The following is a 23,661-nucleotide window of genomic DNA, read 5'->3' on the forward strand; positions in this document are numbered from 1 at the left end:
CGGCTGTGGGGCCACTGCTCATTGTGCGTGACAGCGGGCACCGCGGGCATGCCCATCATGCGCTGGGCCGCCGGGTTGAGGTACTCGAAGCGGAAGTCCACGATGTCGCCCGAGCCCTGCGGGTCGTAAATGGGCGTGTAATAGATAACGCCGGTCATCGACACCGCCAGCAGGTCGCCCAGCAGGGCATCGGCAGGCAAGGAGCGAAGCGGAGCAGGTACCGGCGAAGCAGGCATAGGGGACAAACTGGAAATCGGTAAACCTGTGAAAAACTTGAGCCGGCGGAGGCGGCTGCACAACCCGTGGTACGTAAGGCGCGGCGGAGTGGGCGAGCCAGCCGCTACGCCACCACGCCAGGCTTATTCGTAAAAAGCCGGCTCCGGGTCAGCCTCGTTAGGCCGACCCTAACCGAATCCGGAAGGTAGCACCCTCGTCCGGCTGGCTGTTTACCTCGATTGAGCCGCCGCTAGCTTCCACGATGCGGTTAACCAAATAGAGCCCGACACCGGTTCCAACCGTGTGCGTGTGCAGCCGTCGGAAGAGCTGAAACAACTCCGCGCCGTGCTTAGCGGCATCGAAGCCCAGGCCGTTGTCCTTAACCTCCAGCACAGACTGGCCCCGTTCCACCCACACCGAAACGTGGATGCGCGCCGGCCGCGCCGGGTTGGCGTACTTAAGCGAGTTGCCCAGCAGGTTGAGCAGGATGGTGCGCAGGTTGGCGCGGGCAAAAGACAGGGCTGGCCGCGCCTGAAAGTCGGTGGTGATGAGCGCCTGGGCCGCCTGTATCTGCGGTTCCAGCGTTCCTATCACTTCTTCCGTGAGGTCGGCCAGGGAGACAAGCTCCTCGGGTGCCTGGCTCAGTTGCTGGGCCTGGCCCAGTGCAGCCAGGTCGTCGATGGTGACGCTCAGCTGTTGCAAGGCCTCCTGCACCATGGGCACGAGCAGCTGCTCTTCTTCCGGAGCGACAAAGGTGGCACTGCGGCGTACCTCCTGGAATAAACCGGCCAGGTTGTTGACGGGCTGCTTCAGGTCGTGGGAGGCGGCGTACACGAAGTTGTCCAGGTCCTGGTTGGTGCGCGTGAGCCGCTCGTTGGCTTGCTTGAGCTCCGTGATGTCGATGGCCGAGCCCACGTAGCCGTACAGCTCGCCGTTGGGGTAGAAGCTGGGGGCTCCTTGCGCCAGCAGCCAGCGGTACTCGCCGTCGTGGCGGCGCATGCGGTGCTCCAGCGTGTACAGCGAGCGGGTGCGGATGGCCTCTGACAGGGTACGGTGGGCTAGGTCCACTTCTTCCGGAGGCAGGTAAGCCGACCAGCCCGTGGCCACGTACTGCTCCAGACTCACCCCCACAAAGTCCAGGAAAGCCTGGTTGGCGTATCGAATGGTGGTATCCGGGTTCACGGCCCACACTTGGTTGGGCGCCGCATCGGCCATGATGCGGAAGCGCGACTCACTTTCGCGCACAGCGGCAATGGCCTGCTGATGCGCCGTAACTTCGAATACAAACGCCAGAATGCCGTCTACTTCGCCTCGTTCGTCGCGGCGGGCCTGGTACACAAAGGTGAAGTAGCGGTCTTCCAGGGCCCCGTCTGTGGGCCGGGCTACCCGAATGTGCAAGGCCTGTTCTTCGTGCGTCTGCCCGGTGGCGTACACCCCGCGCAGCATCGCCGCAACGGGAGTGCCCTCGATTTCGGGCAGCGCCTCGAAGATGGGCCGCCCCAGCAGGTCCCGGCCTGGCAGCAGCAGCTGGTAGCTGGGGTTGATGAAATCAAATACTAGCTCGGGCCCGGCCAGAATGCAGATGCCGGCCGGAGCCTGCGTAAACAGGCCTAGCAACCGCTGCCGTTCCTGTTCGCGGGCTTGCCGGGCCAGTACCTGATCCGTGACTTCAAAGGCAAAAATGGTAACCCCGGCAACGGCCCCGTTTTCCTGGTACGTTTGGTAGGTGAAGGTGAAGTACAGGTCCCGGTCGGGCTGGCCATCGGCTTGCGCAACGGTTAAGCGCAACTCATTGCCGTAGAAGGTTTCACCCGAGTGGTAGACGTTGTTCATGAGGGCCAGAAAGCCTTGCTCCACGGTTTCGGGCAGGGCCTCAGCCAAGGTCAGGCCGACGAGCTGACGCCCGGGGAACAGCGCCTGGTACGCCTGATTCACGTATTCGTAGCGGTGCTCGGGCCCACTCAGCAGCGCAATCAGGGCCGGTGTCTGCTCGAAGATCTGGTAGAAGGTTTCGCGCTCCTCGGCCCGGCGCTCAGCCGCCTCCAGCAGGGCTTCCTGCGTGCGCACCAGCTCGATGTGGTGGGCGCGCAGCTCCTCGTTGGAAGCTTCCAGCTCTTCGTTGATGGCGGCCAGTTCCTCGTTCAGGGCCTGTTCCTGCTCGCGGGCCAGCACCTGCTGCGTCACATCCGAAACCAGTGTGTAGAAGCCTATCACCTTTCCATCGCGCACGTCGGGCACGTAGCTGGTATGGATGTGCTTGGTGAAACCCTCACGGTAAGGCATTTGGGCGGTGAAATCCAGCCGCTCCCCGGCCAAGGCCCGGGCGATGTAGCGCTGGACGCCGGCGTAGGCCATTTCGCCTACTACCTCGCGCACGGGCCGTCCCAGCAAGGTTTCCGGTTCCTGATCAAACCAAGCCTTGTAGGCGTGGTTGGCAAAGCGGTACCGCTCCTCGTGGTCGAGGTAGCCGATGAGCACCGGCAGCGCGTCGGTGATAATGCGTAGCTGGTGAGCAGTGGCCGCGCTGGCCTGCTGAGAGCGTACCTGCTCGGTCACGTCGAAGGTGAACACAACCACTCCATCGATGCGGCCCTGCTCGTCGTAGCGGGCCTGCTGGATGTAGTTGAAGTAGTAATCCTGCAGCGGGGCGCCCTCATAGGGGGCCACCGGAATACGGATGCCCGTTTCCTGGTGCGTCTCGCCTGTCCGGTATACGTGCTGCAGGGTGTGCCACACGGGTTGGTCGGTGAGTTCGGGCAATGCTTCGAGTAGCGGTTTTCCTTGCAGGGCGCGGCCGGGAAACAACTGCTGGTAGCCCGGATTTACCAACTCGTACACCAGGTCCGGCCCGCTGAGCATGCAAATGGCGGCCGGAGCCTGCATAAACAGGCGCTCCAGACGCTGACGCTGCTGATCGGCCTCCTGTTGGGCCTGCGCCTGAGCCCGGGTACGCTCGACCACGCGCGCTTCAAGTTCCTGGTTGAGCTGCAGCAATTGCTGCTGGGCATTGAGCAATTGGATATTGCTGGCCTGAACCTGCTCGTTGGCAGCCAGCAGTTCATCATTCAGATCTTGCACCCGGCGCCGGGCCAGCACCTGCTCCGTAACGTCGTAAGCAAAGATGAGGATGCCCGCCACCTGGCCTGCCGCATCGCGGGTAGCCTGGAAGATAAAATTAAAATAGAAGGCTTCCCGCTTGCCTGAGTTGGTCCGGTCGATATAGGCCAACTGCTCGTTGCCGTAGTACGTCTCGCCGGTGCGGTAAACTTCGTCCAGCAGCGTGAAGAACGGCTGGTCCGCAAATTCCGGAACGACTTCCCGGTAGGGCTTACCTACCAGCGCACGGTGGCCAAGCATGCTTTGAAAGCCCTCGTTGGCCAGTTCCACTTCGAGCGTCGGCCCCACCAAGCTGGCAATGATGGCCGGCGCTTGCGTGATGAGGGCGTGCAGCCGGGCACGTTGGGCTTCGGCCTCGGCCAGCGAGCGAAGCTCGGCGCGCTGGCTGGCGCGCAGCCGAGCTTCGCCAACCACTGTTTGGGTAACATCGGTCGTTACGTGCAGAATGTGGCTTACCCGCCCCTCCTCGTCAAGTACGGGTACATTGCGCGACAGCCAGTAGCGCTCCACGAACTGATTTGGACGGGCTCGATCGGGCACGTCGTAGCGCAGCAGGGCCATCTCGTGGGGTTGCCCGGTCTCCAGCACATGCCGCAGCGAGGCCCGCAGGTTCTCAACGCCCCGGACCTCAGGAGTAGCAGGGTTATCGGGAAAGGCTTCGAATACAAGCCGACCGAGCAGGTGCTCCCGGCGGGTAAGCGTCACGGCCAGGTAAGAGTCGCTGGCCGCCTCAATGCATAGGTCCGCGGACAACAACAAGGAGGCGTCGGGCAGCGCGTGAAAGAGGGCGGTAAGGGAAGCAGTTGGGAGCACGAAGCAGGTAGCTGTTAAGCCAGGCAAGATAACCGATGGACCGCCGTGCCCTAGCCAAGTAGGGGCTTCGGTGACGGAACAAACGGGCGGAAAGAATTAAATGGAGTGCTGGCCAGGTGCTTCAACCATAGCGGCAGCTAAGTCTGCCACTGCTTTGGAGCGCACCCCGGCAAACAGCTTGCTCTTTGATACATTGGGCAGGTGTGCCAGTTTTTGCGGCTCACCGCTAGTACAGGTACCCGGTTTGCGCGTGTCGCGGGTGCCGGGCGTTTCCGGCAGCTCAGCCCGGATGGTGCCTGCACGATGGCGGATTAGGGCTAGGTGAAGGCACCGGTAGAAGCAGGCACTTTAGGCATCGAAGAAAGTCTAAAAAAGCACAGCATACGATGTGCAAGTTAGCGCTTTTACGGCTTGCCTTGCTGATGCTAAGGTCCTCGCCGGCAAAACCAGACACTGGCCTAGCCCAAGCTGGATCTTGCTGATGGACTGGCTTAAGCAAGGGCTTTTCAATCTGGGTTGATGCCCCGGCGTAGCATGGAGTTACTTCGAGCTGTCGACCGAAAGCAAAGCAGGCAAACGCAGCTTGACCTGACGCTAGTGTCGCCCCGCTGGAGTACAGCCCATCCTGTGGCCAGGCGCTGGCCGCATGTCAGGAGTTGCTGTAGTTGACCCCGAACCAGTAGGCGACTAGCTGCGCCACCGTCTCCACAAAGTGGCGGTATTCCGTAGGCTTCACAACGTAGCTGTTGGCTCCTAGTCGGTAGGCTTCCGCCACGTCGCGCTGTTCCTGCGACGAAGTAAACATGACCACTGGTAGTTGCCGGGTCCGGTCATCGGTGCGTAGGGTGGCCAGCAGCTCTAGGCCGGTGCCAGTAGCCAGGCGCAGATCCAGCAGCAGCAGGCGGGGCAGTACGGGGCGCTCGGCCAGCAGGGCCAAGGCCTGCGCGCCGTCGGGGAGGGCGTGGTAAGCAGGGGCGTGGGGCAGCCGGCGTAGCGCCCGCTGCATCAGCTCGACGCAATGCGGATCGTCTTCCACGTGCAGCAAGTCGAGGGGCGTCATGGCAGCTGGGCTGGAGCTGGGACCGGGGTGGCCGGCAGTGCAAAGTGAAAAGTGGCTCCCTGGCCGGGCGAGCCTTCGGCCCAGATGCGGCCACCGTGATTGGAGAGGATGCGGTGACAAATGGCCAGTCCCACGCCGGTGCCGGCAAACCCCGTGGCCGAAGGCAGGCGCTTGAACACCCCGAACAGTTCCCCAGCGTGGCGCGGTTCGAAACCAACGCCGTTGTCGGCTACCGAATAAATGGTTTCGACCGGCGTACGGAGGCAGAGCACCTGCAGGCGGGGCTGGGGTTGGACTGAGGCGAACTTCACGGCGTTGCCGAGCAGGTTAAACCACACTTGCCGGATGAGCTGGCGGTCGGCCCAGGCTGTACCCAGTGGGGCCAGGTCCAGCGCCGGCAGCGGGTGCGGCCCCGCTTCGAACTCGGTCAGCAGCCGTGACACCAGCTGGTCCATGTCGACCAGCTCGGGGCGCACGGCGGTACGGCCCAGCCGGGAAAACTGCAGCAAGGCTTCGATGAGCTCGTGCATGGCGCGGGCGCTGTCCAGCACGATGTCGAGCAGCCGGCGGCCCTCGGCGTCCAGGGCAGAGCCGTACTCGTCTTCCAGAATGCTGCCGAAGGAGAGCACCGAGCGTAGGGGCGACTTTAAATCGTGCGATACAGAGTACGAAAAGGCCTCCAGGTCTTCGTTTTGCTGCTCCAGCACCGCGCTGTACTGCTGAATCCGGCGGCTGGCGGCCGAAAGCTCCTCCAGCGCCGCCGACAGCTCGTCGTTGGTGGCCTGCAGGTGCTGGTTGAGCTTCTGCAACTGCTGAGCGGCTTGTTCACGGTCGGTCACGTCCATTACCGTGCCCTGGAAGTGCAGTGTGTCGCCTTCGCGCACGGGCCGGCCGCGCGCTTCCACGTGGCGCACCGCGCCGTCGGGCAGTACAATGCGGTACTGCATGAAGTAGGACGCCGGGGCGTGGGTCAGCTCTTGTATTTGTCGCTGCAGGCGGGCCCGGTCGTCGGGGTGAACGGCCACGCGGAACAGGTCGGCCATGGAGGGCTGCCCGGCCCTGACGGTGTCCCAGCCGTAGATGCGGTACAGCTCCGGAGTGCCCGCGAACTGCGTCCCATCTGCGCTCAGGTCAAAGGAGCCTACCCGGGCAATCCGCTGGGCTTCGTGCAGGCGGTCGAGCAGCCGCTGCAGCGTGGCGTTGAGCGTGCCCAGCTCCAGGTTTTTGGTGGTCAGCTCGGCCTCCAGTTCCTGCTGCCGCAGCAGGTCGCGGGCAATGGTGGTGGCGGCCAAGCCGAACAAGGCCACCAATACGGCCAAACCGGTCAGGGTGGCGACGTTATTGTGCCAGGCCCGCACCTCCACCTGCTCGAGTTGAGCGGACAGCTGCTGGCGTTCATAAGCCTGCATTTGGGCTATCAGCCGGCGCATGGCGTCCAGCAGGCGCTTGCCCTCACCCGCCGACACGCGCGCCACCACGGCGCGGTGCTGCCCCTGGCTCTCCAGGGCCACGTTTTCGCTCAGAAACTGAGCCTGCTCGGCCGCCAGGGCCCGGAACTGCCGCAGGCGCGCGGCATGAAACGGCACCCCCCCAATCAACTCATCCAGCTCGCCCAGCTCGCGCAGCAGATACATTTGGGCCAGTCGGAAGGGCTCCAAAAAGCGTTCTTGCCGCGTGATGACATAGCCTCGCTCCCCCGTTTCGGCGTCTTTGGCCAGTGAGAGTACCGTTTCGAGCTGGCGCAGGTGGGCCTGGGTACGCTCGACTTGTAGTACCGTAGCGGCGTACTGCCGTGAGCTAACCACGAAAAAAGCGCTGGTGACGGCCAGCAGCAAGGCCGCCGCCGCAAAGCTGATGTACACTCTGCGACGCAAGGACAAAGGTTTCATGCTCAATCAAGCCGGGCCAGGGAAACGGAGCGCCCATGAGTGCTGCCGCAACCCATGTACGCCCCGAAGCCGTAACGGGTGATAAATAGTTGAAGGACGCGGCAAGGAAAATACGGTCGGCCGGAATACTTGGTAGCGCGACCGATGTGATTTCCTAGTTTTGCGTGCCTCCTACTGCCCTTAATGCGTCTGCCATGGTTCCGCCCCGCCCCGAGATATTGTTGATTGAAGACAGTGAGCAAGACGCGGAACTGACCTTTCGGGCGCTACGTGCCAAAATGCCGGCCCTGCAGTGCCACCACGTCAACGACGGGGAAGAAGCCCTGGACTATCTGCTGCGCCGGGGCCGCTACCAAAACCAGTCCTACGAGCTGCCCCTGCTGATCATGCTGGATATGGACCTGCCCAAGATCAAGGGGGAGCATGTGCTGGCTACGCTCAAAACCGATCCGGTCACGCAAACTATTCCGATAGTGGTGCTTACCATATCGACTTCCATCGCCCAAATGAAGGAAGCGTACCGGCTGGGTGCCAATAGCTACATTATCAAGGCGATGAACTTCGTTAAATACTCCCTCACCATTGCTGAGGTGGTACACTACTGGCTGCTCATCAACGACCAGCCCAACCACGTCAAAGCTGAACGCTGAGTTGCCCTACCGCCGCTTCATGGCTCCCATTTCCTCTGCGGCTCCTGCCTCCCTCCCCGATGCCCATGCTTGCTGCGATGCCGAGCTGCGCCTAACCGTCGCTACTGAGGCCTTTGCGCGCCTGCTGGGGCAGCCCGGGGCGGCACTACTGGGGCAAACAGCCGCGGTGGTAGCGCAAGGCTCAGACGCCGGTGCGGTTTGGTTGGCCGCTCTGAAGCAGGTGCGCGGCTCTGGTGAGGCCACTGCGGTAGTGCTTGCCTCGTCAGATGCCGACGCTTCTGGTGCCCTGCCCCCAACGCTGGAAGTATGGCCAATGCTGGCCGAAGGGCGAATAACGGCCCTGCTCACGGTGGTGCGCCCCGCCTTACCTCCCCAGGCGGAAGCGGAGCTGGCCCGGCAGCGTGAGCAGCTTGCACGGGTCAGCGGCCACCTGGAAAACTTCTTGTACACCGCTGCGCACGACCTGCAAGGGCCGGTGGGCAACCTGAACACGCTGCTTAGGCTCGTGCACCAGTCCGCCGCCGAAGCGGAAAGAGAAGTACTGCTCCAGCACATGCACGAATCGGTGCAAAAGCTGCAAGGCACGATTGCCGACCTGGTAGAAGTGCTGGAGGTGCAGAGCACGTTCCGGGTGCGGGCCCACCGTCTGGATTTGGCACAGGCGTACGCCCAGGTACAAGCCGAGCTCAACGCCGAGTTTGCGGAAGCCGGCGCGGTCATAGAGGCCGATTTCAGCGCCTTGCCGGAACTAGTGTACGTACGCAGCTACCTGCACAGCATTCTGCGGAACCTGCTCGGCAATGCCGTGAAGTACCGTGCTGTCGGCCGGCCGCTACGCATTCAGGTGCGCAGCGGGCGCGAAGGAGACTTGGTGCTGCTGTCGGTGCAGGACAACGGGCTGGGTATCGATCTGGCAGCGCATGGACACAAGCTGTTTCGCCCGTTTTCCCGCCTCAACACCCGAGTCAGGGGCAGAGGCATGGGGCTGCATCTGGTGCAGAACATCGTGCAGCGCAACGGGGGGCATATCCGCGTCGAGAGTCAGCCTAACCAAGGCTCCACGTTTACCTGTTTGCTGCGCGAATACGAGTTGTGAGCAATGGCTCTGCGTCGGTGAAAGTTTGACCATAGCTGGCAGTAATGCGGTCCTGCCAGTACGAATGCAGCCCCGGCACTAACGCGCAGCGCTGGAAAGTCGGCTGACAACTTCAAGCGCTGTTTCGGCGCAACCTAGCCGCACCTGCTGATCATTATTTGCGCCTTGTAGAAAAACTTAAGATCTGCTCGGCTAGCCTAGGCCGTGTAGACATAAAGCCGCTAAAACTTCATGCTGAGTGCAGCCGAAGCGAAGGGAGGCGTAACCAAGCAGCTCAACCGGTTGTTTGAGGTTAGTGTACCCAGTAGAAATGACTTTTCTGCTGCTGCACACGGACCTTGGTTCAACTGAACGAAGTATTCGATTGACGGCGTCCTGTAACAGGTCGACCGTGCTAAGGCATAAGCGAACTGTTCCAGAGTAGGATACATTCGCGTGGCTGCAAACTAGCCTCTGCCTACGCTGTTCGTCATGGGCATACTGTGGCCAAATACGCCTATATTCCAGCGTAGGCTAACCTACTCCCTTGCGAAGCCGTCGTGGTCGGTGCCGGTGCGCGAGCAGCACCCCGTCGGGGGTTGGGTTTTATCTCACCTTGCTATGCCTGCTTCCCGCACATCCGTTGACTTGCCCCCTCCAGCGCCCCGCCCTGTCACGGGTGCAGCAGCTGGTTCGGCCCTGGACTGGACGCACCTGGTGCAGACCATGCCCTGGGGTGTGTTGGTGCTGACCAGCGAGGGCGTCGTAGCGCTGCTCAATGCCGAAGCCGAAGCTCTATGGGGCGTGCCCGCCGCCGCTGTCTTGCAGCGGCAGCCCGCGGCCGTGCGGCCCGCCGTGTTGCCCCCGAGCCTGCTGCAGGCCCTGGCCCACGCCACCGAGCCCGGTACCGTCGGCGGCGGCGACTACTGGCTGCCGCACACCCGGCAGTGGATCAACATGCGCACGGCGCCCGCGCCCGATGGCCACGTGTGGGTGTACTGGGAAAACGCCACGACCCGCCGGCAGGCTGAGCAGGTGGCCTGGCAGCACCAGGCCGCGCAGCAGCAAACCAGCCAGTTGCTGCTGGCGGTGGAGGAGGTAGCCCGCACCGGCAGCTACGAGGCCGAACTGGCCACGATGCGCTTTCGGTTTTCCGACGGAATGTTTCGTTTGCTCGGGGAGGAGCCGCAGGCGTTTGAGCCTACACTGGCCTTTATCGATGCCCGCTCGCACCCCGATGACGTGCCCTTGGTAAGAAAAGTGCTCGACGAAGCCGTGCGCCTCCGGCGCCCCTACCACTACCTGCGCCGCATCTACCACCCAGATGGTGCCCTGCGCATTCTGGAGGCCCACGGAACGGTCATCTGCGATGCGGCCGGCACGCCCGCGCAACTGCTGGGGCTGGTGCAGGACGTGACGGAGCGCCAGCAGGCCGAGGAGGCCATCCACGCGTCTTATCTGCAGCTGCAGCAATCCAACGCGACCATTCACCAAATGCTCAGCGGCTCCATCGCTGCCATCAGCATCGTGGAGGCGGTGCGCGACGCGCAGGGGCAGCTGGTCGACTTCGTGTACCGCGGCATCAATAAGGCGGCGGAAGCGCTGCACCAGCTCCCCGCGGAGCAGGCACGCGGCCGGCGGATGCGGGAGGTACATGCGGGCTTTGCAGAGCTGGTGTTTGCTGATTGTGCCCGCGTGGTGGAAACGGGCCAGGCCAGTCGCGTGCTGTACCGCTACCCGCACGCGAGCGAGGAGCATTGGGTAGACCTGAGCGCGGTGCGCAATGGTGACGGGCTTATCCTGACCATGCTCGACATCACTGCCCTGAAGCAGGCCGAGCAGCAAGCGCAGGAAAGCAAGCGGCTGGCCGAGCAGATTATGGAAGCCACGCCGGACTTCATCATGGTCTTCGATTTTGCCGTCAATCGCACCGTCTTCGTGAACCGCGCGGCCTACAAAGGCGACGAAGCCCGCTACCGCGAAACGTTGCAGCTCGACTACGAGCAACTTCTGGCCCGGGCCCATCCCGACGACCAGTTGGGGCTGCGGGCCTTCATCGAGGGGTTCCGGACTGCTGCCGACGACGAGGTGCGCGGCTTCGAGTATCGCGTCATCAAGGGCGAGCAAGTGCTGTGGTACCGGGCGAGCGGCAAGGTGTTTAAGCGCGACGCCCAGCAGCGGCCGCAGCAGTACATCAGCGTAGTGCAGGACATCAGCACCCGCCGGCAGGCCAAGGAGCAGCAGCGCCAGCAACAACAGGCAATGTTCAACGCCGTGCTGGCGGCGCAGGAAGCCGAACGGCGGCGCATCGCCGAAGGCCTGCACAACGGCGTGGGACAAATTCTGTACGCCACCAAGCTGCAGCTCGACCAGTTGCGGGCCATTGCGCCGGAGCCGGCCTTATCCCGCGCCCACGAGCTGCTGGCCGATGCCATTCGGCAGACCCGCGTGATTTCGCACGAGTTGGTGCCCACGGTGCTAACTGAGTTTGGCTTGGAAGCCAGCCTCTGCGACATCTGCCACAAGCTTACCGGCAAATCCTTGCATTTCGGTTGCAGCGTGGAGCTGGACGGGCAGACGTTGCCCCCGCCGCTGCAGCTGGCCTTGTACCGCATGGCGCAGGAGCTGGCGCAGAACATCGTCAAGCACGCGCAGGCTACCGAGGCGCATCTGACCGTGGAAACGGTGCCGGGCTACGTGCTGCTGCGCGCTGAGGACAACGGAGTGGGCTTCACGTCCGACCCGACGAGGGCCTCCGGCCTCGGCCTGCGCAGCATCCGCGACCATGTGGCGCTGCTCGGCGGCGGCATGGACATGGGCTCCTTTCCTACCTCCGGCGCCTACGTCCGCCTCCGCATTCCCCTCACCAACTTGGCATGGGCGGATGCTTCAAGTATGATTTTCAAAGTATAGGTTCTTAACAGCTTAGGTACCCGCCGAAGCAGAAGGCCAGGGCATCGGCCGACGCCTATGCCCTGGTAGCTGGATAATCACGCTGGGTGGTCCACACAACAATACAATTAATGGGGTGCGACAAAGCTTAAGCAGTAGGCTGCAAATGCGTGTTTGGTGCGCATTCGCACGGGCACAACTTGGGGTGTACTTCGTTTGAAGGTGTCGGCTCTCGAAAGTTTCGACTAGTGCACAAGCGCCCCTCCCGGTTTAGCTCTTTTGTTTCCAACTAGGCGCTGGCAGCGCCCAGTACCGGCCTACGCTGGTGGATACTTGAGGCGGCACCGGACCAAGTGCTGCACGCCTGGTCGCGAAGGCCGGCTGCGGAAAGGGGGCTCGGAACCCAACAAGCGCGATGCTACCCAATCGTAATGGCCACGTTGCCCTTCTTGTGGCCTTGATCCACGTACCGGTGCGCTTCAACAATGTCCTCCATCGGGTAGCGTCGGTCAATCACCGGCCGGAGGCTGCCTGCTTCCACCAAGTCTTTCAGGAAACGCAAGTCCTGCGCTGATTCGGGTACCTGTTCTCCCACCACGATGCGGCATCGGCCCCGCAGACGGGCCCACCACATCGGCAGGCTTTTGACGGGTGCCGTTACGTCCACGTACGCGCCCTGCGGGCGCAGGAGTCGGGCGCCGAAAGTGAACGAATACCGGTCAACGGCCACAAACACCACGTCGTAAGTCTTTAGGTACCGGGCGTAACCGGCGGCGGTGTAATCGATGACTGTGGCGGCGCCCAGGGCGTGTACCCACGTAGCGTTGGAGCCGCTGCACAGCCCCGTGACCTCCGCTCCGAAGTAGCGGGCAAGCTGCACCGCATACGAGCCCACGCTGCCTGCGGCCCCGCAGATTAACACATGCTGCCCCGGCTTGACTGCTGCCTGGCGCAAGTAGTGCAAAGCCGTGCGGGCGCCGATCGGCAGGGCTGCGGCCTCCTCAAAGGTGCTGTTCACCGGCATCGGGCTGATGGCCGCGCGGGCCGGCAGGCAGATGTATTCGGCGTAGGCGCCGAAACCGGGCAACGTCGAGGCGAAGACCCGGTCGCCGGGTCGGAAACCGCGCACGTCCTGGCCGACTGCGGCCACTTCGCCTGCCAGCTCCACGCCCAAAATGGGCTGGCGCGGCTTGCGCCACCCCAACGCCAGGCGAGCTGGTAACCAGTAGGCCCGCGGGACGGTAAAGCTCCGGACCCGGGAATCGGCCGCCGTGACGGTGGTTGCCCGGATCTGAATCAGGAGTTCGTCGGGCCGGGGCGTGGGCCGGGCCACCTGCGTCAGCTGCAGGACTTCGGGCGGGCCGTATTGGGGGCAGATTACCGCTTTCATCAGCGAAGGGGCGTGGGGTTTTGTTGGTGGGCCAAAACTAGGAGGCACCCTGGCCCGGGTTCGTTGACTTGGGTTAAGAACCACTCAGCGGCCGCTCCCCAGCTGCCCGCGCAGTGCTGGCTCCTGCGCGCCGCTCCCTGCTTGGCAGGGCTTCGGCAACCCGTACCTTTGGCCCAGCCCAGCTAGCTGCTTCCTTGGGCCAGCTTCGTGCCCACGCCTGCCGGCAGCTGCTCCTCGCAGCCATTCCTCCCTTGGCCATGCCGTCGATGACTGACCACGTCCTGCGCCTGCTCGCCCGCTACCTTCCCCTCACGGCGGAGGAAGCCGGTGCCGTGGTAGCGCACGGACTTATCCAGCAGTTTCCCAAGGGCGCTGTGCTGCTGCGGGAAGGCACTGTTGCCCAGGAGTGTTACTTGGTGCTGCAGGGCTACGTCCGAAGCTATTTCCTGCAGGATGGTCACGAGAAGACCGCCGCATTTTACACCGAGGGCCAGCCCATCCTGACGGTGAGCTACACCACGCGGCAGCCCGCCGCGCATTACTTGGTCTGCGAAGAGGAGTGCTGGCTGATGACCGGCAGCCCCGAACGCAACCAGGCCCTGTTCGATCAGTACCCGCGCTTTGAAACCTTGGGCCGGTTGATCAGCAGCGCGCTGCTGGCCGATACGCAAACCTTGCTGGACAGCTACCAAAACCTCTCGCCGCAGCAGCACTACCTGCGGCTGCTGAAGACCCGCCCCGATCTGGTGCAGCGCGTGCCCCAATACCAGCTGGCCAGCTACCTAGGCATCCAACCCGAATCGTTAAGCCGGATCCGCAGACGCCTCCAGCAAGAGCAGGGCTAGGCGACTCGCGGCCGGGGCTCCGTCTACCTGGCTGGGACTTTCCACCTGGTGGGCCTGAGGCGTGCGACTATTTGCTTAATGGCGGTCAGGTAGAGAAACGTAGTTCTGAAGAACTCCACCCCGACTTTTGATCATCTTGAGCATCTGCAAGGCGATGCCCTTCTAATGGGCTGGGCTGGGCACATACACCCGGAACTCGGAGCCCATGCCGGGTTCGCTCCGCACCTCGACCCGACCGCCCAGGTTCTCCGCTATTTTCTTGACCGTGTACAGCCCCAAGCCCGAGCCTTCCACGTGATTGTGGAAGCGTCGGAACAAGGCAAACAACGAGGCCTGCTGGCGGGCCTCCAGGCCTAGTCCATTGTCCTGCACCGCGAGGCACCAGTAGCCGTCTTGGGTACGGCACGTCAGGCGCACGTGCGGCGGCCGGTCGGGGTGGCGGTATTTGAGGGCATTGCTGAGCAGGTTGTAGAGCACCGAGCGCAGGCTCTTGGCGGGCACGGCCACCACGGGGCAGGCTTCGGCATCCACCTCCAGCTGGCCCCCCAGTTGCTGCAAGGCGGGCAGCAGGTCCTGGCGCACGTCCTCCACCACGGCCGCCAGTTCCACCGGTGGGGCAACCGGGTCATGGGCTTGGTGGAGCTGCAGCACCTCGCTGAGCTGCTCGAGCGTCCGCTGAAAGCGCATCACGGCCTCCTGCATCATGTGCAGCACCGCGCCGGCGGCGGGCGGGTTCGATAGCTCCTCGCGTAGTGCATCCACGAGCCCCTCCAAGTTGTTGATGGGCCCTTTCAAGTCGTGCGCGGCCATGTACACGAAGCTGTCCAGGTCGGCATTTACGCGGGTGAGCTGCTGGTTGAGGTCCTGCACCTGCTGCCGGGCCTTCACCTGCTCGCTTACGTCGAAGGCGAAGACGTACACGCCGTCCACCTGCTGGTGCTCGTTGTACCGCGCCTGAAACGTATGGTTGAAATACCCCACTTCCGGCTCGCGTTCCGCCGTAGGGGCCACGACGATCGGCACCTCTTGGTCCTGGTGGGACTGTCCCGTGCGGTACACCTCCTGCAGCCGCTCCCACACGGCGGTGTGCTGAAATTCGGGCACCGCTTCCAGCAGCGGTTTGCCCAGCAGCGTGCGGCCGGCGAACAGCTGCTGGTAGCCGGGGTTGACGAGCTCGTACACAAACGAAGGGCCCTGGAGCAGGCAGATGGCTGCCGGCGCCTGCAACACGAGCTGGCTGAGCCGCTGCCGTTCCCGCTCCGCTTCGAGCAGCGCCTCGTGCTCCCGGTCTTGTGCCTGCACCATTGCTCGCCGCGCCTGCACCTCCTCCGTCACGTTGATGGAACTGTGAATGATGTAGCAGAGCTTCCCGTGGTCGTCAAACACGGGCGTATTCCGCGGAAGCCAGTGGCGTTCCACAAAGTGGCCCGGCCGTTCCGGGTCGAGCACATCGTAATGTTGCAGGTCCATCTGGTGGGGCTGTCCCGTGGCGATGACGTGTTCGAGCGAGGCGCGCAAGTTGCGCACGGCATGGGCCTCGGGCGCGGCCGGGTTATCCGGAAAAGCGTCAAACAGGTAGCGCCCCACCAACTCGTCGCGCTGTTTTAGGGTGTCCGCCAAATAAGCGTTGCTGGCCGTGAGAATACGCAACTCGGGTGAAATCACGAGGTACGAGTCGGGTACCGTTTCCAGGGCGCGTAACGGGTCGGCAACGGGGGCGGTGGGGGCGGTCGGCTGCATAAAGCAGATTAACGTAGCCCGCGAAAAAAGGCTGGGCTTAGGCTGGTACTGGTGGAAGGCAAGCAAGCATACATAGGCAGGGGAAGAAACAGGCAGCCCTCTTTGGAGAACTTGTAGACGCTGTAGTTCACCCAGACACAATTCGAGCACCGAACCGGTATTGAGCGGTTCCAGTACTGATGCAGGGACAAGGTGCCTTTTCCGATTCGGGTTTTCTTCTTCCCGTTCGTTGTGCAGGCATCCCCGTATACGCCTATGCCGGGTTTGCGTGGACGGCTACCCGACTTGCCTTCTTCTCCCGGGCTCCGCATATGCGCGGCTGCCGGCACCCCTTATCGCCCGCAGACTTCGCCGCTGCCTTCCTGGCCACTGTTTTCTTTTGGCGCCCTTGCGCCGTTATGTCTACTTCCCCCTTCGGGCCCCCCGCTTCCCTGCCCGGTGCTGCGGGCTTCCCCGAGCAAGTACAGCAGAACCCCGGACTGGCGGCCGTCAACAGCACCGGGCAACATGCCAACCCAGACCTGTTGACTGGTAACGCTGGCCTGCAGCACGACCTGCAAAGTCTGCTTGCGCGCATCCAAGACTTGGAAGTTCAGGTGCAGACCTCGGCCCAGCTTGCCCAGGCCGCCCAAACCGAGGCAGAGCATCAACGCGCCAACCTCGAACGCTTCCTCAGCCAGACCCAGGCCGCCGTATGCATCCTGCGTGGCCCCACCCACCAGCTCGATTACGGCAACCCCGCCTTCCAACAGCTTTTCACGGACCATCCTATGCCCCTCGGCCGGTCCGTGGCCGACTGGCACCCCGGAGCTGTGGCGATGGGCCTTATTACGCAGCTCGACGGCGTGTTCCGCTCCGGCGTTTCGTATTTCGGCGTTGAGGCTCCCCTGGCATTGGTGCTACCCGCGGGGCAGGCAGCCCACACCCGGTACTTCACCTTTTCCTGTGACGCCTACCAGGAGCAGGGGCACACGGTGGGCGTGTCGCTTTTCGCCTACGACGTGACGGAGGCCGTGTTGGCCCGGCGCCTCAACGAAACCCTGCAGGCCGACGCGCTGGCCGCCACCCGGCGGCAGTTGCACGAGCGCGAAGCCTTTCACCAGGTGTTCGAGCAAACCCCGGCCCTGATTACCCTGCTGCGGGGGCCCGACCACCGATTTGACTACTTCAATGCGGCCCAGGAACGAGTGTTTCCCGGCCGTCAGCTACTGGGCTACCCCCTGGCGAGCGTGCGGCCTGATGCCGCCACGCCGGGCTTCGTGGCCTTGCTCGACCGGGTGTACGCCACCGGCGAGCCGCAGGCGGGAATCGAAGTGCCCGTTGATCTGCACCAGGCCGATGGCCTGCCCGTCAAGCGCCAGTACTTTACATTCAACTACCACCGGTTCGAGGAAGCCGGCCAGCCGGCGGGCATCTCCGTGTTCGGCATCGACGTTACCGAGCAGGTGCTGGCCCGAGAGCAACTGGCCCAGGCCAACGACGAGCTGACCGCTGCCAATGCCCAGCTCATGCGCACCAATACCGACCTGGACAATTTCGTCTACACGGCTTCACACGACCTGAAGACCCCCATTGCCAACCTCGAAGGGCTGCTCCAGGCGCTAAAGGAAGACCTGCCCGCCGCCGGGCAAGCCGACATCCTGCAGCCTCTGCTCGAGCACATGCAGCTCGCTGTCGACCGCTTTAAGCTCACCATTGCTCAGCTCACCGACGTGTCTCAGCTGCAGCGGTGCCAGGCTCACCCCCCCGAAACCGTAGACCTGGAAGCCCTTGTCGAAGACATCCGCCTGGATTTGGCCACCTTGCTGGCCGCCACCCACGCCCGTCTTACCGTGGAAGTAGCAGCCTGCCCCAGTATCTGCTTTGCCCCCCAACACCTGCGTTGCATTGTTTACAACCTGCTCAGCAACGCTGTCAAGTACCAGCGCCCAGGCTGCCCGCCCGACGTGCAGCTACGCTGCCGCCGCACCGCTACGGCCATTGTGCTGGAAGTGCAGGACAACGGCCTGGGGCTCAGCGAGGACCAGCAGGGCAAGCTGTTTGGCATGTTCCACCGCCTGCACGACCACGTCGAGGGCTCGGGTATCGGATTGTACAGGGTCAAGCGCCTGGTGGAAAACGCCGGAGGCACAATTGTGGTGCAAAGTCAACTGGGTGTGGGCTCCACCTTTATGATTACCCTACCCGCCTCTGCTGCCGGCGCCCGGGCTGCGCCCTAGTGGCCACGACCCTCGTGAACCTGGCAGGCATGGAGGAGCTAGCCCCGACGCTTGGTAGCACAAAGAAGCGGCTGCGGCAGGCGACCATTCGCCAGGTCGCGTAGTGGGCTAGGGGCACTGAAAAGGCCAGAATGAGCCTGCTTCCGCGGTTTGCGAAGGCGCGGCAGGGCGGGGGGTACGCGTTTATTGACTAGGGCTTGTTGGCCGCAATGCTCAAGAGTAGTTTCACACCTTGTTGGCCCAGCCGAAATAAGCGTCAGCGCCCGTTGGCACGCGCCTGGATGTCGATGGCAATGACCGGCCGCAAGGAGAAAATACCCATTCCGGCGAGGTCCGGTCCCTGGCCTGGCTCTTGCACTTAACAAATTGGTTAAAAGTAACCTGGGACAAGCTACTAAGAACTCAAAGGCTTATCTTTAAAGGTTAGCGGGGTGCGGTAATTGTTGTCCGAGCACCACCTGCCTTCTTCCGCTCGATTTGCTGCCGCGCCTTTCTGGTGCGGCCCCACCAACGGCTGCATGATAGATTATCCCTTACTGTTTCGCTCCCTGCTGGACCGCGGCAAGGCTGTGCATTTCGCATACCACATCACGGAACGACGCGTGGACTATGTCAGCCAGGCCTACGAACAGGTTTTCGGCAGCTCCCGGGCGCAGGTCAACGAAAACCTGCCGGGCTGGCTGGCGAGCCTGCACCCCGAGGATCTGCTGCACCTACGCCAGCGCATGCGCCACGCCATACGCGGGGAACTGGTGCAAGATGTCGAGGTGCGGGTTGGGCAGCCCAGCGGCCGTATTCAGTGGCTGTGCTTTTCGGCGGCTCTGGAGCAGCTCTCCGACGGGCAGACCTACCTGAGCGGCACCGTGCTGGACATCACCCGCAGCAAGGAGGCGGCCATCAATGCGCAGAAGTTCAACACCAAGAAAGACGCCACGCTCGAAATCCTCTCGCACGATTTGGCTTCCCCGCTCACGCTGCTGCAGCAGCTGGCCGAGGAGCTGCGCCTCGAGGCCCAGGGACGTACCACCGACACCATGCAGCACCTGCTCCAGCTTATGGAGCGCACCTGCACGCACGGAGTAAACCTGATCCGCGACTTCGTCGACAACGAATTTATGGAGTCCGTGAACGTGGAGCTCAAGCTAGAGCGCGCCAACCTGGTGGACTGGTTCGCGGCTATCATGGAAGAGTACCAGCAGGCCGAGCAGCACACGCACCTGCGCTTTGACTTCCAGGCCCCGGCGCAGCCCGTGTACGCGCTAGTGGACGTAAACAAGTTTCAGCAGGTCATCAACAACCTGATTTCAAACGCCATCAAGTTCACCCCCGACGGCGGGTGCATCACCCTGGGCTTAGAGCAGCCAACCGGACGGATTGTCATTAGCGTCGCCGACACCGGTGTGGGCATTCCCGCCGCGCTGCAGCCGTCGCTTTTCGATAAGTTCACCAAAGCAAGGCGGCCCGGCCTGCGCGGCGAGAAAACCACGGGGTTGGGCATGTCCATTATCAAGACCATTGTCGCTCTGCACGAGGGCACGATTCGCTTTACCAGCGCTGAAGGCCAGGGCACCCTGTTTGTCCTCGAACTACCCGCCTTGACGGAATAGGGCTTTCAGACCGTCGGGCCGGGTCGTTTACTACAGCTCCACCACAAAGCAGGTGCCAGCGCCCTCGCAGCTTTCCACTCGGATTTTGCCCCGGTGCAGCTGCACAATCTGCTTGGTAATAAACAAGCCCAGGCCGGTGCTGGCTTCGCCGGCCAGCCCGGGACGGGCCGCGGGACTGAACTTCTCAAACAGTTCGGCCTGCAGGTGCTCGGGAATGCCGATGCCGGTGTCCTGCACCCGCAGGCGGGCCGTGCCCGCCTGCTCCTGCAGTCCCACCGTAACGCTGCCGCCGGAAGGGGTAAATTTCAAGGCGTTGCTCACCAGGTTGTCCACCACCCGGCCAAAGGCCCCGGCGTTCAGGTTGGCCTGCACGGCGTGTTCGGGCACGTCCAGCTCCAAGGCAATGCCCCGGTCGCGAGCCACCAGGGAGTGGGCCTGCAGCCGCTCGTCCAGCAAGGCGTTGAGGTCGGTGGGCTGCTTTTTCAGGTGCGTAGCGTTGAGGGAGCCCAACAGCAGCACGTCCCGCAGCAGCTTGTCGGCTTCGCGGCACGCGCTGCGGATCAGGGTCAGGTACTGCCGCGTGTCGGCCAGGCCCTCCGGCGGCGCTACCGCCTGGCGCTCGAGCAGGTCGGCCAGCAGCTGAATGTGGGCAATGGGCGTTTTCAGGTCGTGGGTTACCAGATACAGAATGGTTTCCTGCGCGTCGTAGAGACGCTTGAGCGACAGCTCCAGGGCTTTTCGGTCGCTGATGTTCTCCAACAGGGTGTAGCCCAACACTTCGTCCCCGTCCGGAAAGCAAATCGACGTCACCTGGCACCAGAACGTCGATCCATCGCGGCGCACCAGGCAGGTTTCCAAGGTGAAGTGCGGCAGCTTGTGGGCCCACAGGCGTTGCTGCAGAAAGCGCCAGTCGGCTTGGTAGTCCGGGTGCGCAAACTCCAGAATCCGCCGGCCCACCAACTCCTCCTTGCTGGCGCAGCCCAGCATCTCCACCACCGCCGGGTTGACTTGGCGAATTATTAGGTCGGGGGTAATGATTTTCTGGCCGAAGGGGGAGTTTTCGAATACCGTTCGAAAACGACTCTGGGACTGCGTGTGCTCGTCGGAGTGGATTTGCTGCGCCTGCGCGCTGGCCAGACGGGCCCGCAACTGCTGGTTTTCTTCGCGCAGGGCCTCGTTTTGGGCTTCGAGGGAAAAAAGTTCGGTAGGGGACAGCACAGCGGAATATAACAAAAAGCGCTGACTAACAGGCTAGGCCGTGGACGCCGGATAGTTAAAGTGCTCCTGCAGAATCTGCTGGAGTTTTTCGCGCGTCAGGGGCTTGGTCAGATAGCTGCAATGGTCAAGTTCTCCATCCGCGCCACGTCGTGGGGATTAAGCGAGGTGGTGAGCATGATGACTACGGCCGGGTTTTGGTCGGGGGGCGCTGCGCGTAAGCTTTGAGAAGCTCCACGCCATTCATCAGCGGCATTTTCATGTCCAGCAGAATCAGGGCCGGGCAGGTGGGGACGGGGCGCAGTGGGTGTGGAGCAGGTCCAGCGCCTCCTGCCCGTTCACGGCCACCAGCACCGTGTCGGTGACGGCCATGCGCCGCAGCAGGGCTTGGTTGAGGTAGTTGTCGTCTTGTCGTCAACGAGCGGGAAATAGCGGCCATCAGGAGAAGACGTTAGGAGCTGGGAAAGCCCGGGCCAGGGTCGTCGTCGGCGTGGGGAAAGTGTACGAAAACGGTGGTGCCGGCGCCGGGCTGGCTGTGCACCTCGATGCGGCCGCCGGCATTCTCCACCATGCGCTTGACCATGTACAGGCCGATGCCCGAGCCTTCGACGTGGGTGTGAAAGCGCTGAAACATGTTGAACAGGCGCGGCAGTTGATGGGCATCCAGGCCGAGGCCGTTGTCGTGCACTTCGAGCACGGTGTGGCCGTCGCGCACGCGCGCCCGCACGTCGATGTGGGGCGTGCGGTCGGGCGAGCGGTACTTGAGCGCGTTGCTGAGCAGGTTGTACACCACCGAGCGTAGGTTTTTCTCCGAAAACCGGACGGGCGGCACTGCGGCCACATCGACGAATAGCTTGGCGCCGGTTTTCTGCAGCTGGGGTTCCAGGTCCAGGCGCACGTCCTCAACGGTGGCGGGCAGGCTCACCAAGGCCACGGAAGCAGCATGCTCTTTCTGCAGCTTGGACACGTCCGTCAGGTGTTCAATGGTGCGCTTGAAGCGCTCCACGGCCTGCAGCATGCGGGTCAAGGTGGGGGCCACGTATTCGCCCTGCCTCACATCGGCGGGCAGCTCCTCCTGCAGCAGGTACAGCAGGCCTTCGATGTTGGAGATGGGGGCTTTCAGGTCGTGCGAGGCGGTGTAGATGAAGTTGTCCAGGTCCACGTTGGTGCGCACCAGCTGCTCGTTGACCGCGCTGAGTTCCTGGGCCAGCGCCTGGGCTTGCTGGCCACTTTCCTCCACCACGCGCCGGGCCTGCACCTGCTCGGTGACGTCGGTGGCTACGCACACGATGCCCGTCACCTGGCCGTGGGCATCGACCAGGGGCTGGTACACGAAGTTGAAGTAGCCCGGGGCTCCCGGAAGGTGGCGGGCCAGTTGGATTTCCTGTTCCTGGGCCACGAATGGTGTGCCGGTGTGGCGCACCGTGGCCAGCAGTTCGGGCAACCCCTGGTTGCGCAGCTCCGGCAACACCTCAAAAAAAGGCTGGCCTACCAGGGCCGGCAGCGGGTGCCCCAGCATCTCGCCCATGGGCGGGTTGACGATGTCAAGTACGTAGTCTTCGCCCCGGAACAAGCACACGGCTACCGGCGCCTGCGCGAACACGGCCTGTAGTTGTTGGCGCTCGGTTTCGCGCTGCTCACGGGCCTGCACCTGCTCCGTAACATCATAGGCAAAAATGGACACGCCGGCAATCTCGCCGCCCTCGCGGTAGGCCTGGTAGGTGAAGTTGTAGTAGCGCTGCTCGGCGGACGAGTCCTGGGCTGGGAGCGGCGCGAACGGCTGCTCCGCGCCGAAGTACGTTTCGCCGGTTTGGTAGACCTGGTCAAGCAGCTGCACGTAGCCCTGCGCTTGCAGTTCCGGCACGGCCTGGGCTGCGTTAAGGCCCACGAGCTGGCGGCCGGGAAACAGCGCCTGGTAGGCGGGGTTCACGTACTCGAAGCGGTGCTCGGGCGCGCGCAGCAGGGCAATCAGGGCAGGGGCTTGCTCGAAGACGTGGTAGAAGGCCCCGCGCTCCTGCGCCTGGCGCTGGGATTCGGCCTCGGTGCGGGCCGCCTTTTCGCGGGCCTGGCTTTGGCGCAGGGCGAGTTCCACGGGGGAGCGGGGCTGGTCGGCCGTGTCGGTGAAGCTCACCCACAGGCCTTGGCCGGAGCGGCGGGCGGCCAGGCGGTAGTAGTTGTCGTAGCCGTCGGCCTGGTAGTTGACGTTGTACTGGCGCGGCTCGCCGCTGCGGTAGGCCTCGACGTGGAAGGCGAAGGTGCCGTGGGCCTGGCTGTGCGGCCACTGCTGGTTGTGGGTGACGGTGGGCACCGCGGGCATGCCCATCATGCGCTGGGCCGCCGGGTTGAGGTACTCGAAGCGGAAATCGATTATGTCGCCCGAGCCCTGCGGGTCGTAAATGGGCGTGTAGTAGATAACGCCGGTCATCGACACCGCTAGCAAGTCGCGCAGCAGCTCGTCGGGTGGGGCAACTGCGGTAAGCAGCCCTAAGGTGTCAGGCATAGGATGGAGAATAAGGCAGACCGTAGGAGTAGCTCTACGCAAGTAGCTGGGGCCGCGCTGCGTTGGATAACGATAACGACCGTCTGGATTAACAGGACAGAAGGTTATTCACGTAGTATCCAGATGGATTAGAAAAGCCACTCGCCCTAATTGCTTATGCGGTTGGGGTGTTTTGTTTAATTCCCTTGGCCGGAAAGCACCCGCGTGTAAATGAGCGGAACTCCTACCGAAGCCCCCGTCGAGTTGCAGACCAACCACCCTCACGAATCTATCTGGACTTTCCAATGGTCGCCGCCCCACCAACGCGCCTTAATGCGGGTGTTGTGGCACCGGAGGCTCCGCTTCTTGATTCAACCTAAACTCTCACCAGTGCCTTCATACGGTCGAAAACGCATGGCTGCGCTCGGCAACACGGGCACCTTGGAAAGGATCT

Annotated in this window: 14 protein-coding genes; 6 read left to right on the forward strand and 8 right to left on the reverse strand. The window is 63.1% G+C overall.

Annotation, left to right across the window (positions count from 1 at the left end):
* The 4 genes from AC5FXY_RS14640 to AC5FXY_RS14655 all read right to left on the reverse strand — a co-directional run.
* Positions 1-236 (reverse strand): hypothetical protein (locus AC5FXY_RS14640; RefSeq protein WP_493557440.1); only part of this gene is annotated, 236 nt, incomplete at its 3' end.
* Between the two features lie 157 nt (positions 237-393).
* Entirely contained in the window at positions 394-4,146 is a 3,753-nt protein-coding gene (locus tag AC5FXY_RS14645; protein WP_493557441.1) for a PAS domain-containing protein, read from the reverse strand.
* A 649-nt stretch (positions 4,147-4,795) separates the two neighbouring features.
* Positions 4,796-5,206, reverse strand: a complete 411-nt coding sequence (locus AC5FXY_RS14650) for a response regulator (protein WP_493557442.1) — start codon at positions 5,204-5,206, stop codon at positions 4,796-4,798.
* On the reverse strand, positions 5,203-7,095 hold the full coding sequence (locus tag AC5FXY_RS14655; RefSeq protein ID WP_493557443.1) for a sensor histidine kinase: 1,893 nt from the start codon (positions 7,093-7,095) through the stop codon (positions 5,203-5,205). Before AC5FXY_RS14655 ends, AC5FXY_RS14650 begins: the two co-directional genes overlap by 4 nt.
* 194 nt (positions 7,096-7,289) lie before the next feature.
* Here AC5FXY_RS14655 and AC5FXY_RS14660 point away from each other — a divergent pair, with 194 nt between their 5' ends.
* From AC5FXY_RS14660 to AC5FXY_RS14670, 3 genes are all read left to right on the forward strand, one after another.
* Positions 7,290-7,745: a response regulator gene (locus tag AC5FXY_RS14660; protein WP_493557444.1), complete on the forward strand. Its 456-nt coding sequence runs from the start codon at positions 7,290-7,292 to the stop codon at positions 7,743-7,745.
* Between the two features lie 19 nt (positions 7,746-7,764).
* A complete protein-coding gene (locus AC5FXY_RS14665; RefSeq protein WP_493557445.1) occupies positions 7,765-8,841 on the forward strand; it encodes a sensor histidine kinase in 1,077 nt (358 codons plus the stop codon).
* A 600-nt stretch (positions 8,842-9,441) separates the two neighbouring features.
* Positions 9,442-11,733: a PAS domain-containing protein gene (locus tag AC5FXY_RS14670; protein ID WP_493557446.1), complete on the forward strand. Its 2,292-nt coding sequence runs from the start codon at positions 9,442-9,444 to the stop codon at positions 11,731-11,733.
* A gap of 397 nt (positions 11,734-12,130) precedes the next feature.
* On the opposite strand, the gene AC5FXY_RS14675 is transcribed toward AC5FXY_RS14670, so the two are convergent.
* Positions 12,131-13,102, reverse strand: a complete 972-nt coding sequence (locus AC5FXY_RS14675; RefSeq protein WP_493557447.1) for an NAD(P)-dependent alcohol dehydrogenase — start codon at positions 13,100-13,102, stop codon at positions 12,131-12,133.
* A gap of 266 nt (positions 13,103-13,368) precedes the next feature.
* On the opposite strand from AC5FXY_RS14675, the gene AC5FXY_RS14680 reads away from it, so the two are divergent.
* Positions 13,369-13,947: a Crp/Fnr family transcriptional regulator gene (locus tag AC5FXY_RS14680; RefSeq protein WP_493557448.1), complete on the forward strand. Its 579-nt coding sequence runs from the start codon at positions 13,369-13,371 to the stop codon at positions 13,945-13,947.
* A gap of 162 nt (positions 13,948-14,109) precedes the next feature.
* On the opposite strand, the gene AC5FXY_RS14685 is transcribed toward AC5FXY_RS14680, so the two are convergent.
* The gene (locus AC5FXY_RS14685) at positions 14,110-15,687 is read right to left on the reverse strand and encodes an ATP-binding protein (RefSeq protein WP_493557449.1); all 1,578 of its coding nucleotides are present in this window, start codon (positions 15,685-15,687) and stop codon (positions 14,110-14,112) included.
* Positions 15,688-16,085: 398 nt separating this feature from the next.
* Between AC5FXY_RS14685 and AC5FXY_RS14690 the strand changes: the two genes are divergently transcribed.
* Together AC5FXY_RS14690 and AC5FXY_RS14695 are read left to right on the forward strand one after the other, a co-directional pair.
* On the forward strand, positions 16,086-17,906 hold the full coding sequence (locus tag AC5FXY_RS14690) for a sensor histidine kinase (RefSeq protein WP_493557450.1): 1,821 nt from the start codon (positions 16,086-16,088) through the stop codon (positions 17,904-17,906).
* Positions 17,907-18,424: 518 nt separating this feature from the next.
* Positions 18,425-19,513: a PAS domain-containing sensor histidine kinase gene (locus AC5FXY_RS14695; protein WP_493557451.1), complete on the forward strand. Its 1,089-nt coding sequence runs from the start codon at positions 18,425-18,427 to the stop codon at positions 19,511-19,513.
* A gap of 30 nt (positions 19,514-19,543) precedes the next feature.
* Here the strand turns inward: AC5FXY_RS14695 and AC5FXY_RS14700 are convergent, their stop codons facing one another.
* Both AC5FXY_RS14700 and AC5FXY_RS14705 read right to left on the reverse strand, forming a co-directional pair.
* On the reverse strand, positions 19,544-20,731 hold the full coding sequence (locus AC5FXY_RS14700; protein WP_493557452.1) for a PAS domain-containing sensor histidine kinase: 1,188 nt from the start codon (positions 20,729-20,731) through the stop codon (positions 19,544-19,546).
* Positions 20,732-21,179: 448 nt separating this feature from the next.
* The gene (locus AC5FXY_RS14705; protein ID WP_493557453.1) at positions 21,180-23,228 is read right to left on the reverse strand and encodes a PAS domain-containing sensor histidine kinase; all 2,049 of its coding nucleotides are present in this window, start codon (positions 23,226-23,228) and stop codon (positions 21,180-21,182) included.
* Positions 23,229-23,661: the final 433 nt, after the last annotated feature.

The organism is Hymenobacter sp. FMD4 (genome assembly GCF_058932745.1).